14 protein-coding genes are annotated in these 15,308 nt (G+C 36.4%); 5 read left to right on the top strand and 9 right to left on the bottom strand.

Annotation, left to right across the window (positions count from 1 at the left end; genetic code table 11):
* Positions 1 to 177: 177 nt before the first annotated feature.
* The 4 genes from K5G00_RS03110 to K5G00_RS03095 form a co-directional block, all read right to left on the bottom strand.
* Positions 178 to 2,670 carry an AsmA family protein gene (locus K5G00_RS03110; protein WP_238764233.1) on the bottom strand — a complete coding sequence of 831 codons (2,493 nt, stop codon included), beginning with the start codon at positions 2,668 to 2,670 and terminating at the stop codon, positions 178 to 180.
* A gap of 392 nt (positions 2,671 to 3,062) precedes the next feature.
* Entirely contained in the window at positions 3,063 to 4,307 is a 1,245-nt protein-coding gene (locus K5G00_RS03105) for a competence/damage-inducible protein A (RefSeq protein WP_238764231.1), read from the bottom strand.
* A gap of 69 nt (positions 4,308 to 4,376) precedes the next feature.
* Positions 4,377 to 5,621, bottom strand: a complete 1,245-nt coding sequence (locus K5G00_RS03100; RefSeq protein WP_238764230.1) for a M48 family metallopeptidase — start codon at positions 5,619 to 5,621, stop codon at positions 4,377 to 4,379.
* A gap of 127 nt (positions 5,622 to 5,748) precedes the next feature.
* Positions 5,749 to 5,991, bottom strand: coding sequence for a putative signal transducing protein (locus tag K5G00_RS03095; RefSeq protein ID WP_238764229.1), 243 nt, complete (start codon positions 5,989 to 5,991; stop codon positions 5,749 to 5,751).
* 198 nt (positions 5,992 to 6,189) lie between these two features.
* Here K5G00_RS03095 and K5G00_RS03090 point away from each other — a divergent pair, with 198 nt between their 5' ends.
* The 3 genes from K5G00_RS03090 (at position 6,190) to K5G00_RS03080 (ending at position 7,923) form a co-directional block, all read left to right on the top strand.
* A complete protein-coding gene (locus tag K5G00_RS03090; protein ID WP_238764228.1) occupies positions 6,190 to 6,669 on the top strand; it encodes a hypothetical protein in 480 nt (159 codons plus the stop codon).
* A 16-nt stretch (positions 6,670 to 6,685) separates the two neighbouring features.
* Positions 6,686 to 7,162, top strand: coding sequence for a hypothetical protein (locus K5G00_RS03085; protein ID WP_238764227.1), 477 nt, complete (start codon positions 6,686 to 6,688; stop codon positions 7,160 to 7,162).
* 191 nt (positions 7,163 to 7,353) lie between these two features.
* Positions 7,354 to 7,923, top strand: a complete 570-nt coding sequence (locus tag K5G00_RS03080) for a nitroreductase family protein (protein ID WP_238764226.1) — start codon at positions 7,354 to 7,356, stop codon at positions 7,921 to 7,923.
* 14 nt (positions 7,924 to 7,937) lie between these two features.
* Here the strand turns inward: K5G00_RS03080 and K5G00_RS03075 are convergent, their stop codons facing one another.
* Together K5G00_RS03075 and K5G00_RS03070 are read right to left on the bottom strand one after the other, a co-directional pair.
* A complete protein-coding gene (locus K5G00_RS03075; protein ID WP_238764225.1) occupies positions 7,938 to 8,363 on the bottom strand; it encodes an NUDIX domain-containing protein in 426 nt (141 codons plus the stop codon).
* 213 nt (positions 8,364 to 8,576) lie between these two features.
* Positions 8,577 to 9,377 carry a C40 family peptidase gene (locus K5G00_RS03070; protein WP_238764223.1) on the bottom strand — a complete coding sequence of 267 codons (801 nt, stop codon included), beginning with the start codon at positions 9,375 to 9,377 and terminating at the stop codon, positions 8,577 to 8,579.
* A gap of 182 nt (positions 9,378 to 9,559) precedes the next feature.
* Here K5G00_RS03070 and K5G00_RS03065 point away from each other — a divergent pair, with 182 nt between their 5' ends.
* Positions 9,560 to 11,644: an HD family phosphohydrolase gene (locus K5G00_RS03065; protein ID WP_238764220.1), complete on the top strand. Its 2,085-nt coding sequence runs from the start codon at positions 9,560 to 9,562 to the stop codon at positions 11,642 to 11,644.
* Positions 11,645 to 11,649: 5 nt separating this feature from the next.
* On the opposite strand, the gene K5G00_RS03060 is transcribed toward K5G00_RS03065, so the two are convergent.
* Positions 11,650 to 12,066, bottom strand: coding sequence for a hypothetical protein (locus K5G00_RS03060; RefSeq protein ID WP_238764218.1), 417 nt, complete (start codon positions 12,064 to 12,066; stop codon positions 11,650 to 11,652).
* Positions 12,067 to 12,164: 98 nt separating this feature from the next.
* Between K5G00_RS03060 and K5G00_RS03055 the strand changes: the two genes are divergently transcribed.
* Positions 12,165 to 13,733 (top strand): S41 family peptidase, encoded by a 1,569-nt coding sequence (locus K5G00_RS03055; RefSeq protein WP_238764217.1) that lies wholly within the window; start codon positions 12,165 to 12,167, stop codon positions 13,731 to 13,733.
* Positions 13,734 to 13,873: 140 nt separating this feature from the next.
* On the opposite strand, the gene K5G00_RS03050 is transcribed toward K5G00_RS03055, so the two are convergent.
* Both K5G00_RS03050 and K5G00_RS03045 read right to left on the bottom strand, forming a co-directional pair.
* Positions 13,874 to 14,572: a head GIN domain-containing protein gene (locus K5G00_RS03050; protein WP_238764215.1), complete on the bottom strand. Its 699-nt coding sequence runs from the start codon at positions 14,570 to 14,572 to the stop codon at positions 13,874 to 13,876.
* Positions 14,573 to 14,679: 107 nt separating this feature from the next.
* Complete coding sequence (locus tag K5G00_RS03045; RefSeq protein ID WP_238764213.1) at positions 14,680 to 15,285, bottom strand: hypothetical protein; 606 nt, start codon at positions 15,283 to 15,285, stop codon at positions 14,680 to 14,682.
* Between the last annotated feature and the right edge of the window lie 23 nt (positions 15,286 to 15,308).

The following is a 15,308-nucleotide window of genomic DNA, read 5'->3' as shown; positions in this document are numbered from 1 at the left end:
TTTCAAGAAACTAAAATTCTTGATTTATAAAAAGCCTGCAATAAATTCTTACCTCAAATGCTATATGAAATCTCTGGTAAATAGCTCAGTCCCAATTTCCATTCGGAAAGAGATAATTTGCAACTATTTCGGAAATTACGCTCAGAATGAGGTTCCGGTTTAATTTGTAATTGCAATTTATTTAAATAACTTTTTTAACCCCTCTCCAAGTTTATTTAAAGATTTTTGTAAATCATCCTTTGTAGCGTCTGTGATTGTCTTTCGCGTGGCAGAGAGATCCATCTTAACATCAGGTTTCCCAACCGGCCCCTCAATTACCACACCTGCCGGAACTACCGTAATATTTTTATTACCCGGGATTGCACTTAAAATTGACTGAATATCTGCCCCAAACGCATCGCGTTGAATATTAAAATCGAGTCGCATACTGAGGAGATTCCGAGCATTTAAGCTACCTGAAATATTTGTTTCCTGGCCCGCAATTTTTGTTTTAAAAGGCCGCAATAGTAGATTACCGTCCTGAACCGTAAAATTTGCTTTAAAATCTTCGATTGCAACGTTTTGAAGTTTCTCTGCTTTCAGAATACCTTTTAACTGGTCAAATACGTTTGAGTTATTTATCTGAAGATTTTTAGTACTAAATATCCCGTTTCCGTCAACAGAAGCCGGAATCAATTTAAATTGTTCGCTCAACCTGCCGTTTAGCTTTAAATTGGTACTTAACTTACCTGTACTTTGTCCGGCTACCGGCACCATATTTTGCATACCTGAAAGCGACTGAAATGCCTGAGGAATATCAAATTCGATGATATCGAATCCAAAATCAAAAAATGGTTGATTTTGCGCTGTATTTTCATACGAACCAGTCATGCTTAATTGCCCGTTCAGCATATTCATATTTAATCCGTTCAGCATTAATTTTCCTTCTTTTGCCGTTATCAGTCCTTTGATATTTGAAATAGCTATGCGGTCGAGACTGGCCCGCTGAATATTTGATCGAAAAGTAAAGTCGATATTTTCAGGGATGTCAAAAACCAATTTTTCAGATTCACTCTCCTCAGTGGTTTCCGCTACATTTTGATTGTCTTCTTTTTGTACCTGTAAACTCAGCATTTCGTTAAGATTTACAAAGCCGGAGTTTAATTGCAAATCACCAGCCAGCGTACCATCTTTAAAAACATAATTCAAATAGTTTGTCACGTTTCCACGAAGGTTAAAATCGCTTTGCCCAACTTTTACATTAAATTGAGAAAGATTTATACTTTTCGGAGAAAAATTAAGACTTCCGCCGGGAACATACACAGGCTGCGTTAAATCTGCTGTTTCATACACAAAATTATCCAGTAGCACCACTCCGTCCGATTGAATTTTATCATACTGCTCTTTTTCTACAGAAGAATAGTTTCCCTTTACAAACAGATTGGCATCGATAGTACCCGAGATATTTACGCTGTCAAGCGGAATGGCATCTTTTACATGATCAAAATTTATCTTTCCCACAAAAGCGCCGTCGAAATACGGATCGGAAAGTAATTTATTTAAAGTGAGTGAAAGATCAACAGGACTATTTCTAATCTCAGCGTGTGCTTCTTTTATCTTAACCTCAGTGAGATCAAGTACTCCCTGCGGTTTTGAAACCGAAATATCAGCCTTAATGTTTTTTATCTCATCTGGAAGTTCTGTATAATGAAAATTCCCGTTTGAAACATTTATTGCAAGTGAGAATGCCGGATAACTTTCTCCAAAAAATAAACCTGAAACTTTTCCCGAAACGGTTGCAGTTCCCGAAGTTTCAAAATCCTTTAAATAATCGGAATAATCCGGCGGAACAAGTGCCAGAAAGTTTTCAAAACCCGATTCTTTTGTTAAAAGAGCCAGATCAAAAAACATGGAATCAGATGGCATTTGAATACTTCCGGTAATTTCCAGGGGCAAACGGTTTATCAGCAACTCATTCTCCTGAACTGCAATATTCATATTTTCATAGTCGATGTCCAGCAGCGTTTTTGTTTCAAGCGATGTATTGGATATATATTTTGTACCGTCATATTCCGTGGTAAAACGATCAACTTTCCCGGCTATATTTAGTTTTGCTGATGTACCGTACATCCCTCCGTTTATATGAAAATTTATATCTTCAAATCCCAGCAGCATTTTTGCCTGTTTGTCGGTATAAAAAATGGTTGCATCTTCTATTTCTATTTTTTCCAACTGAAGGTTGAATCCACCTTCTTCGTCTCCCGCTTCTCCCGAAATCTCCGGTGACTCCGATGACTTTTTTGCCAAATCCCAGTTTGCTTTACCCGATTCAGCCACAACCATGTTTAAATCGGGTTGAAACAGATAAACCTCTTCTATACTCATTCCTTCTTTATTAAAAAGTTCCTTTAGATTCATTGTTGCCCTAAGAGAGGCCATATTTAACAATGTATCCTGTTGAAATTCGTCCACACCGATCACCAAAACATTCTCCAGCTGGAGTGTTACTTTGGGAAAATTTCTGAAAAGAGACAATTTAAATCCGTCAAAACTGATTTCGGCATTCACCTGTTTATTAATGGTCTTTTCCGTTTTTTCAAGTAGTGTAGTCCTGAAAAACAACGGAATAGCGGCAAGCGCGCCTATCACAACAAAAAATACAACTAGAATTATAATAATGGTTTTCTTCATTTCTGTAACATTTAATTTTTTCTTGTTTTAACCTCAGTCTCAATAACCGATCCGAATCTTTAAACAATTTGTCGTAAATTCCCGCTACAATCAATCTACATCAATACAAAGTTACTGAATCAGAGATTCTGCAAAAGAGCCAAATTGTTAAAAATGTTCAAATATAAAACTGAACTTCGTTAGGCTAAATTGTCTGTGTCTTATTCAAAATACTATTTTTATGAATCTCTTCACTGTAAGTAAAAAGTATCACATTTGAATATTATTCCTTTATTACACCAATTTTGGGGGAATAAAATTCGCACGAACTCAGAGTGTTGTTACGTTCCGGAGCTGTTTCTCTTAAAAAATAATCATTTTGTTTCCTTATGATTATTATTTCGCGTCACCAATTAAAGTCCTTTTAGAATGACACGTCGAAGCAGTTGCAACGCAGTTTGCCCCGAACGGATAATATTACGTTCACGGTCATTCCCAAGAACAAATTTTCTGGCAAAAACTTTTTTCTCACCGGCTACTGCAATCCAAACCGTACCCACCGGTTTTTCTTTGGTTCCGCCACCGGGACCGGCAATTCCGGTAGTGGCAACAGCAAAATCAGATCGAAATGCATTTTTAACGCCCAGCGCCATTTCCCTGGCCACCTGTTCGCTCACGGCACCAAATTCTTTTAATGCGCTTTCGGTCACACCAAGTACATTCATTTTTATCTCATTTGAATAGGCTGTAACCGACCCTTTGTAATATTCTGAACTTCCGGAAACAGAGGTAATCAAATGCGAAATATAACCTCCTGTACAACTCTCGGCCACTGCCAGTGTTTTGCCTTGCTGTTTCAACAGGCGCCCTGCCACCTCAGCCATGGTCTCGTTATCAAAACCGTAAATATCATCAGGAATAATCTGTTGTAATTTTTCAACCTCTGTGTCAACTTGTTTTTTCAGCACCTCTGCATCGACTCCTATTGCCGATAAACGAAGACGAACCGACATAGGATTTGGAAGATAGGCCAACTTTATATTTTTGGGAAGTGCATCTTCCCATTTTTCGATTTTAATGGCCAGCATCGATTCCGGAACTCCTTGAGTCAAAACCGTTTTATGATAAATTGCCTTGGTCTTCCCACTTTCCCTCAGCCGGGGCAGAATCTGATATTCAACCAAATACTTCATTTCGAAAGGGACTCCTGGCATCGAAACAAAAATTGTATCATTCTTCTCAAACAACATTCCGGGCGCTGTTCCTACTTTGTTAAACAAAACAGAACATGATTCCGGCACCAGAGCCTGATCACGATTCAGTTTATTTATATCGATCTTAAATTTTGTAAACCGTTTTTTTATTTGTTCAAAAGTAGGCTCATGAAAAACCAGCTTTGTATCGAAATAATCGCAAAGTACATTTTTTGTAATATCGTCTTTTGTGGGGCCAAGTCCTCCTGTAAGAACAACTAAATCCGCTTTTTCTTCAGCTTTTTTTAAGGCCTCCATGATGTGCTGGTGCTCGTCGTGGACCGATGTGATCTGATAAATTTCTATACCGTTTAAGTTAAATTGTTCAGCTATCCAGGCCGAATTGGTATCGACAATTTGTCCAATTAAAATTTCATCACCAATGGTTATTATTTCTGCTTTCATGTATTAAAAGTTTAAAGCCGGAGACTGGAAAAACAAAGTTTTGTTCCAAAAAAACAACCGGTTATTCTTTTAGTTTTCCTTTTCAAATTTCTTTAAATGTGCCAACCTTTGCAACAGCGGTGGATGCGAATAGTGGAAAAATACAAACTTGGGGTGTGGTGTTAAATTACTCAGATTTTTTACCGAAAGTTTTTTTAATGCCGAAGCCAATGCTTCCGGTTTGTAATGTTCCGCAGCAAAAGCATCGGCCTGGTACTCATTTTTCCGGGAAAGAACATTCATAAAAATCCCCAATACAAATGAAACCGGAGAATACAAAATTCCAAACGCGACCAGCCCGATATGAAAATTTGGTTCTTCCACACCCAACGCTTTGCCCAAAGCCGGACTGTCAATTAACAGTGAAAAAATAAAAAGAATTACCCCGGTTTGAATCAATGAAATCAACAATCCCTGAATAACATGCTTCTTTTTATAATGTCCAATCTCGTGTGCTAAAACTGCAACCAATTCTTCGGTTTCCATATCGTTAATCAGCGTGTCGTACAAAACAATCCGCTTTTTTGCGCCAAATCCTGTAAAATAGGCGTTTGCTTTAGTCGAACGTTTTGATCCATCGATAACAAAAATATTGTCGAGTTTAAAACCTACCTTGTCAGAAAATCGCTGAATGGCATCACGCAATTCGCCTTCTTCCAGCGGAGTCTGTTTATTAAACAACGGCACAATAATATTGGAGTAAAACATGGTCATAAAAACCGAAAATACGGCGACAAGAATCCATGCATATATCCAAAACATATTTTGTGTTTTCTGGTAAATAAAAATTACCAGTGCCAGCAGCCCTCCTCCAATCAACGCTCCAACCAACCATCCTTTTATTATATCAAGAACAAAGGTCTTGGGAGTGGTTTTATTAAAGCCGTATTTTTCTTCAATTTTGAATGTATCATAAATTGAAAATGGAATATCAATAATATTTGAAGCAAACATAATCATTCCAAAAAAAAGCAACGCAGCCAGAATAGCGTTTCCGGTAAATCCCCAGGCGAGATTATTTACAAATGCAAAACCGTAAAATAAAAACATGGCCAATGTAAGCAAAAAACTTACAGCACTGGAAAAAATACCAATGCGATGATTCTCGCGTTGATAGGCCTGTTGTTTTTTGTATTTTCCCTCGTCATAAATCCCCTTTACCTCATCGGGCAAAGTCTCACTCATGGTAGTCGTATTAAGGTAATCGAGGTACTTTTCAAATAAAAAATCGAGAACTAAAATGGCTATAATAAGCCAAAACAAAATTTCGTGCATAATTCAATTTTTGAAAGAAGGAACAAAGATAATGAAGAAAAGTTAGGAGGGCTGAATTTGAGATGTAAGTTATCGGAAGTTTGACAAGGTATTAAACAAAAGAATTACACCGGTAAAATTCAATTTGTTATTTACTTCTGTTAAATTCATTTATTAAATCCAAAGCACTTTCTTTATCACTTTCCAGAATTTCTACTTCCACAGGCTCAAAACCACCGGGTGAAATCTGCCAGGGAGCTATCGAACCCATTAGCTGATTTTTCAAACTGGCCATAATTCCATTGTCAACAAGAATCTCTTTTACCATTTCCGCGTCAACCGGATTTCCTCTAAAAACAACTATCAAATCTGAATCTGCTTGTTTGCTCATGTTACCAATTTTGTAAGTAAAGCTATAAAACTATTTTGAGAAAAAATTCTATTTATAAATCTTCTGCGCTTTAAAATTACGGTTCACATAAAACAATATTATCCATTAATAAACGGTCAAAACAATTAAAAAATTTCCTCCATTCAAAAACGCAACCAATTTGCACTTACGTTCATCATATTACAAAAGCAATTAAAAATGAAGTCTTACATTCCAACGCTGATTTTAATGGTTCTTTTGTCTGCTACTCTTCCCGGATGTAATAAAGATAACCCTGAGCCGTTCAAAAATGAGAAGCCATCGGTTCTTGAAAGTCAATTTTCGGACTGTAAAAACAACACAAAATCTGCCGGACAACAGAGGCAATATATATTGCTGGAGGCCGTGAATACAGCTCAATTAAAAATTACATTTGTAAATGCCATACTAAATTGTTGTCCGGGAGAAATTGTAACCAACGTTTTTATACAAGACGACATTTTAAAAGTTGTTTTTGGCGAAACTCCTCCAGGAGGATTGTGCAACTGTATTTGCCCGTACGATTTGGAGTGTGTTATCGGTGATATGGAAACCCGAAATTACGACATCGAAATTTATGCCGGAGGAGATACCCCCGATGCAAAATTTTCATTTGTCTTTTCTTCTCGCTTAAACCTAACATATACTGTTTCAAATTAAACTTAATACACACTAAATGAATAAAAAATCTTCCTTTTATTACCTTGTTTTTTTTCTTTCAATAATTTTCGCAGGATGTAATAAAGAAAAGACAATCCCACCGGAAAACCAAACCTTAAACATAACAAAGACTTCTGCCAGCGACTGTAAAAATGAAACAAAGTCAACCCAGGACGAAGCTCAATATATTGAACTAAGCGCTGTGAACGAAAACCAGCTAAAAGTAATTTTTGCAAATGCCGTTTTGAATTGTTGCCCGGGTGAAATTGTTTCCAGTGCATGTATCGAGGACAGTGTTTTAAAGGTAACCTTTGTTGAAACTCCTCCCGGAGGAATATGTGATTGTATTTGTCCCTACGATCTGGAATGTATAATTGATGAAATGGAAAACAGGGAATACGAGATTGAAATCTTTGCCGGATCAAATATTCCCAACGCATCATTCTCTTTTACTTTTTCTTCTGACTTGAGTATGAAATACGATATGAATTAAACCCCGGAATACATAAAAGCCATTCACTCAAGAGCCATCACCATCCAATTTTATACAAACAAATTTTAGAGGAAATTAATGCAGCTGAGCAAAATAGTGCTCTTCTGTTTGTATCTTTATAGCGGAGTGAGAGATTACGGGTTAATAATTTTTGGGGCAAACAAATAAATTGAACCATAAAACACAACCAAATGAAAACAAACTTATCTCTTTTTGTTGTTGTAATGGCTCTGACATTTCAAACTTTTGGACAGAAAAGCAGCAAAAATACCGTAACAGAAACGATACTTTCGGGTTATTCGGTAAAAGCTTTCTCTTCAGAACCTGTTTCAGAAAAGGCTATTGATTTGATTCTTGAATGTGGAATAAAAGCGCCGAGTGCAAGAAACAGCCAATTGTGGAAATTCACCGTTATCTACAACGAAAACCTTATTTCTCAAATTGTTCGCAATCCGGTTCCCGGCAACGTTGTAATCATTGTTTCCGGCTCAGCATCAACACAGGAAGGAATAAATGTAGATTTTGACTGCGCACTGGCAACTGAGAATATGTATGTGGCAGCTCAGAGCCTGGGGCTTGGCGCTCATATTTACACCGGACCAGTAAGAAATATCAATGCAAAAAAACAGGAGTTTGGTATTCCTGTAGGCTACAAAGCCGTTTCAGCATTACGAATCGGGCATATCGACAAAAAAGTTGATGCTGCGTCATCTGCATCTCCCAGAAAAGAAAAAGACGAAATTATAAATACTTTAAAATAGTTGATTCCTTAATTTCAGGAAGGAAATTCAAAAAACTCATTCAGAATTTGTTGATGATCAAATCCCAATTCGGGTAAATCATCGATGGGAAACCAGGCGGCACGGGCAGCATCATCGCTGCCTCTTACTTGTTCTTTTTCTTTCAATTCAACTGAATGCACTACAGAAATAGTCCGGTGACGTGGGTCACGGTCAATGGCATCGTAAGTTTTAAACTGTGTCATCTTTAGAACTTCCAGCCCTGTTTCTTCCTCCAACTCGCGAATACAGGCCTGCTCCAATGTTTCGTCCATTTCGATAAAACCACCCGGAAGCGCCCACTTATTTTTGAAAGGTTCTCCTCCTCGTTCAATCAATAAAACAAAAGTTGAGCTTTTTTCCCTGACAAAAACAATTGCATCGGTAGTTAAAGCTGCACGCGGATATTGATAAGTATACATAAATTCTTGTATTTTTTGAATAAATGAGTGAGTAAACAGGAGAACGGGGCAAAATAAAAATTCCTTTTAAACATTTAATTTATTTTTGATAAAAGTGGCGATTGCAAATGAAAACGAACAGAGAACACAGCAAACTAATTTTTCTTTCCTGTCCTCCAATGTTTTACGACCAGATAGATGACAGCAATTACAATTACAATATAAATCAACAGCTTAACTCGTTCCATTTGACTGGATTATTTTTTTCATTACACGCATTTTATGGGTATAACGTTTCGTATCTACATTAAAAATCCCAAATTGATCAACATTGTCGATACGTACTTTCCCAGATGCGTGAATAATTTTGTTCCTTTTCCAAATAATACCTACATGAACAATATTTCCCTCTTCGTCATCAAAAAAAGCAAGGTCTCCGGGTTCAGCTTCATCAACAAAACTGAGTGCCAGCCCGTGTTTCACCTGTTCGCTGGCATCACGCGGAATTTTTATTCCAATCATTTTGTAAATCACCTGGGTAAATCCGCTACAGTCGATACCAAACGGCGATCTCCCTCCCCACAAATAGGGAGCATTAAAATATTTAAGTGCTTGTTTTATGGCAATATTCCGGGAATCTTTTAACTCGCCATAGAACACTTCACCATTTAGTTTATATTTTTCTTTATTTACTGAAAATTCTTTTTTATAAGGCCTCCATACAGGTAAAGTGCTTCCGGCTGTTAACATCAGGTTTTGTTCTTCGTTCACCGGAATAATAGTAAAAATATCACCGGTAACCGCAAACGGGCTTCTTTCAATTTTATTCCATGTTCTTGGGGCAAGCGTCGTTATCATTTTGCTGTCTATCCAGCCTTCATAACCATCGTATGCCAGTTTTATATTCGACCACCCCACCATTTGTTCTCTGATTTCAAAGTGTTCGCCATACAAAATCTGAGTCACCATTTCACTTTTTTCTGAAGGCTCTTTTCTGACCGGAATAATACTAAGACTGGAAATACCGTAGTTCATCAAAATAATTTGTTAATTTTATTTTGTAAAACAAAATGTGTTGCTTTACCCGATTATTCACAAAACTATGAAAAATTAGAGTCGGAAAAACGTGGTGTTTAACATTTTTCTACATTCTTTTTTCACAAATGAATAATGAATTTTGTGCTTATTAATTTTGTTTGAAATAACGATACACTTATATGAGTAAATTTCACGAACGATTAATGAAATATACCAGAGTTCTTTACTGGCTGTTTGTTTTCCTGATTGCCGCTGTATTGCTGTTTTTAATTTTGCCTGGAGAGCCTAAATTTAAATACGAATATCAAAAAGGATTTCCCTGGAGACATGATAATCTGGTTGCCCCTTTTGATTTTGCTATCTCAAAAACTCCAAAAGAAATTGAAGATGAGAAAGCGGAGCAATTGAAAGCAGTTGTTCCTTATTTTAGCTTTGATACCGCCATTGTGAATCAAAAAATCAACGAACTGAAAACCAATTTTAACCCAACCGAAGATTCAATCCAAAATGAAAAAGAGGAAGTATTCCAAATACTTTCAGACAAGTTGAAAACAATTTACAAAAATGGCATTTTACAGCACTCTCCTGCTAGTTATGACGAACTTTCGGGCAAAACGGAAATAAGAAAAAGAACGGGGACCCTGGTTTCAAAAATTTTAATCGACAAAGTTTATTCTGAAAAAACGGCATATAACGAGTTTCATGCTGAAATTGAAGACATAAAAGAAAAACACCCGGTATTAAACGAGTGGTTAAGTGACATTACCGTCGAAAACTACATCACTACTAATTTAATTTACGATGCAACAACTACGCAAAAAGAAATAGATGAGATTACTCAAAATATATCGCCCACACGTGGTATGGTTCAAATGGGTGAACGAATTATTTTACAGGGAGAAATTGTTACCAGTGAAAAATACCAGCTCCTGGAATCGCTGAAAGCCAGTTACGAAAAGGAACGCGGAAAAGGATTTGATCGTTACACGGTTTCTGTTGGCAAAATTATCCTGATCCTTTCGCTTCTAGGATTGATATTTACTTTTCTTTATATATACAGACGCGACATTCTGGATGGTTTCCGAAGACTGTTGTTTCTGATATTGTTTATGGTAAGTATGGTATTTTTAGCCAGCTTTTTTAATTCTTTCCCTAACCTTCATATTTACCTGGTTCCCTTAGCTATTTTCCCCATTGTTGTACGAACCTTTTTTGATTCCAGAACAGCCATTTTTATGCTCATCGTAACCACACTCCTTATTGGTTTTTATGCGCCAAATAATTACGAATTTATCCTTCTGCAGGTGACTGCAGGTGTGGTGGCTGTTTTTAGCCTTAACAAAATGCACAGACGAGTTCATCTTGTAATGGCAACCATTTGGGTTTTTCTCACTTATTTACTGGTTTACTCTGCTCTAAACCTTATTCACGAAGGAACATTTATCGCATATAATTATCAGATGCTGCAGTGGTTTGCGTTAAGCAGCCTGCTTATTCTTCTGGTTTATCCGCTGATTTACATTTTTGAAAAACTTTTTGGTTTTATTTCCGATGTTACATTGATTGAACTTTCCGATAGTAACCAACCTTTGTTACGTAAACTTGCAGAAGAAGCTCCCGGTACATTTCAACATTCAATGCAAATAGCCAATTTGGCCGAAGAAGTCATCCTGAAAATTGGAGGTAATCCGTTTTTGGTGCGGGCCGGTTCGTTGTATCACGACATAGGGAAAATTGCAAAACCAACTTTTTTTATTGAAAATCAGGCGGTAGGAATGAATCCTCATGACCGGATGAACTATAAACAAAGTGCTGAAATAATTATAGACCATGTTAGAAACGGGGTTAAAATGGCAAAAAAACACAAATTACCTGAGTCGCTCGTTGAATTTATTGCCACTCACCACGGAACAACGAAAGCCAAATATTTCTATCTAAAATACCAGCAGGAACATCCGGATGAAAAAGTGGATGAAGATACATTTATATACCCCGGTCCGCTTCCGGTAAGTAAAGAAGCGGCAGTGGTCATGTTGGTTGACGGCATTGAAGCAGCCTCCAGAAGCTTGAAAGAAAAAACACTGGAGAATTTAAGAGGCCTTATCAATAATATGATTGATCAGAAAATTGCGGACAAACAATTGGATCACTCGAAATTAACGTTTAACGATATAAATATCATAAAAGCGACACTCTTGGATAAACTGATAAACATTTATCATATTCGGATTGAGTATCCTAAAGAAGAGGAAAAAAAAGCCTGATTTCTTTAGTAATACACCATATCCTTTCTGTTGATACTGTTCAACAGATGCACATTTCTTTTCCCTTTGAAATGAAATATCAACTGATCGGGCTTATCAACATGTTGCGTTGGAACTGAAATCCGTGATTCTCCTGCAGGTAATATTGCGGTAAGGGATTGTACTCCCTTTTTATTCAAAGAGATATAAACAGGCATCATCACCCTCCTAAAAACAATGGAATCAAAATGAACTTCGGTATTGATATTTTTCAACATTATTTCAATTGTTGTACCGCGTTCCTCTTCATCAACCACCCATGAAAAATAGGATGCATCAGAAATTTCAAATGGTACATTTATTGCTTTTTTCTGCGGTGTGCATCTCACATTTAAAATAAATAGCGTTATTAGTAATACGATTAAGAAATAGTTGTGTCGCATATTAAGTTGACTTTATAAAAAATGATTGTACAATTAGTTTGCCAATTTTAGCAAGTTTTTTTTTCTAATTTTGAAAATTATTAATTTAACCCATGGTCATGAAAAAAATTTTGTTTTGGAACATTTCCTTAGTTTTAATCTCAGCTTTATTTGTTGCAAGTTGTTCAAAAGATGATCCTATTCCGGAACCGGATCCAATTGATAATAAAGACGAAATACCGGAAGCAGATGAAGTTAATAAATTCATCTGGGAAGGACTGGCAACCTATTACTATTGGGTAAATAATGTACCGAATCTAGTAAATACTGATTTTGAAGATGACGATAGTTTAAATGCATTTTTAAATACTTATACTGACCCGGAAAATCTTTTTTTCGATTTATTATATGAATACGGGACCGTTGACAAGTGGTCATTTATCGTTGATAATTCTCAGGAAATTGATAACTGGCTTACAGGGATTTCTGAGTCTATGGGATTTGATTTCATGTTGAGTTACTATGAAGAAAACAGCAATAATGTATTTGGATATGTACGATATGTTTTAAAAGGCTCCCCTGCGGATCTGGCCGGAATAAAACGTGGTGATTTTTTCCTTACCGTAAACGGAACACAACTGACTGCCTTAAATTACCAGGAATTGTTGTTCACACAGCAAACTTATACGCTTGGTATGGCTAAATATGAAAATAACACATTTTCAGGGAACGAAATTGAGCATTCCATAACTGCTGTAGAGTTGCAGGAGTACCCAATCTTACTGGACACTGTTTATAATGTAAGTGGATTAAATGTGGGGTATCTTGTATACAATGGTTTTACTTCTGCCTACGACAAAACACTGAATAATTCATACGATATTCTTCTTAACAATACAATTTCAAAATTGAAAGGCAAGGGAATTGACAAACTAATTATTGATTTAAGATATAACGGAGGAGGCTCAGTGCAAACATCCATGTATTTGGCAAGTATGATATATGGCACAAATACCAGTCAAATTTTTGCCAAATATAAATACAACAATTTGCTTCAAAACTACTTTAGAGATGAATACGGAGCAGATTATTTCAACTACTATTTTTCTGATGTAATCCTGGAAGAAGATTGGGATCTTGAAGACGCCGATGGAAATTTTATCCAAACAGTTACAACACCCGAAACACCGATAGTTAGTCTAGATCTCAACGAGCTTTATGTTATAACATCCTCACACACAGCTTCAGCCAGCGAGTTACTTATTAACGGTTTATCAGCATATATTGATGTGATACAAATTGGCACAAATACTACGGGAAAAAATGTGGGTTCTTTTACCATCAGAGATTGGATTGACGATAACAACGTAAATCCCAATCACAGCTGGGCAATGCAACCTATTACGCTAAAAATTGCAAATTCAAATGGATATTCAGATTTCTCGGATGGGTTGGTTCCTGATATTAACGGCCAGGAAAGTGTTTTGAATTTAAAACAATTGGGCGATAAAGATGAAACTCTTTTAAAACTTACTCTTAACTATATTGAGGGGAATCGCACAAAATCAGCCGTCGGTGATGATGTAATCTCATTCAAAAGATTTAAAAGCTCAAAAGATTTTTCACGTTTTGGCAAAGAAATGTATGTTGAACCCGAAATGGTGCCTACCCGGGAAATGATCAAATAAATTGATTTTTTCAAAAATATAACGATAAAAAAACGAGAGGCTACTTCAACAAGTAGCCTCTTTTCCTAAACCTAAACCAAACCATAAGAAATAATTTACCGGCTATTGAAAAGCCGGTGAAAAGATTATAATAAATTAAATCAATTGCTCGTCACACTGCCCAAACCTTCAATATCTTTGGTTACTTCCGGGTGTCCGCGGTATTTTATTTTTCCTACGCCTTCAATTTTAGCATACAAATTATCGGTAGCATAAACACTGCCCGTTCCAACTCCTTCAACTTTAAATGTTACATCTTTGGTCTTTAATTCGCTGGCATCAATATGTCCGGCCCCGGAAACATGAACATCCAAAGTCTCGGCCACTCCGCTTAATTCAAATAAAACACCACCTTCTCCTATAATTCTGACGTCTTCGGCTTTCATGTCAAGTTCTATTTTTGCACCGCCTTCCACATGCATCGAAAAATCATTTAAATCAAGGTAACCTTTGGTTTTCAGTTTTACGCCACCTTCAATATCAACTCTTTCCAATTCTTTGAAGGTGATGTAAAGATTAATTCTGTCGAAATTAAAATGCTCCCTGTCTATTTTAAGCCTTAACGATTCTGTGCTGTTACCAATTTTCAGATAATCAAAAACATCATCATCGGATGCTCTTACCAAAAGCGAATTTTCGTCTCCCTGAATAAGAAAAACACGGTAACCACCCTCCAATTTTATTTCATTAAACTCACTTAAATCGTAAGTTCTCGACTCCCAATCATCGTCATTTTGAGCGTAACCTACATTGGAAAAAACAACTAAAATAAATGCGGATATTAAACCTAAAAGTTTCATAGCTTTTTAATTTTTACGTTTTCAAATGTAATTGTGCTTGTCTAATTATCGATTCTTATTTCGATAAACAGAGGTAAATAATAGACGAACAATGGAATTCAATTATTTTATGACTTCGTTTTTTTTGTCGTGTGCAAACTCATAAGAAACAAAAGCCCGTATACTGCAAGACCATAAATAGTGGCGGCAATAAACAAGTCCATAAAAATAAATGACTTCAATTGTAAAAAAATTCTGGAAATATAAACGGCAGCAATAACAAGAAGAATTAAAAACAAACGCAAAGTGCCTGATTTTACCTCTCGAATTGTTTGCGCTGCTAGAACCATCCAAAAAATACCTGCAATGGTTACAATTCCGCCTTCGGTCTGTTGTCCTTCATTTATTTTTAGCAAGCCAAATATTAAAGGGATGATTCCCGCGATAAAAAGCCCGCGTGAAATGCTCCTGCTGATTTTCTTCTTTTGAGTATCATCTTCAATTTCCGGGAAAAAAGATTTTTTCAAGGGCTTTACCCGAAACTCCATATGTAACAAATCATCCTCTGTATTTATCAAATTTCTCTTCAAGGCTTCATCAATGGCTAAACGGGCGGCATCGGGCTGATAATGATTTCTTTTTTTCAAAATTTCCAGAATCTCCTCATCGCTACATTCCGGAATTTGCCCAACAAAATCCGGTTTATCTTTAATAACCTTTGATTTTTCCCTCATTTTAGGATAAATTTATCATCAAA

This window comes from Maribellus maritimus, from assembly GCF_022267315.1.
Classification (GTDB): domain Bacteria; phylum Bacteroidota; class Bacteroidia; order Bacteroidales; family Prolixibacteraceae; genus Draconibacterium; species Draconibacterium maritimum.
This window is presented reverse-complemented; position numbering and strand designations above follow the sequence as displayed.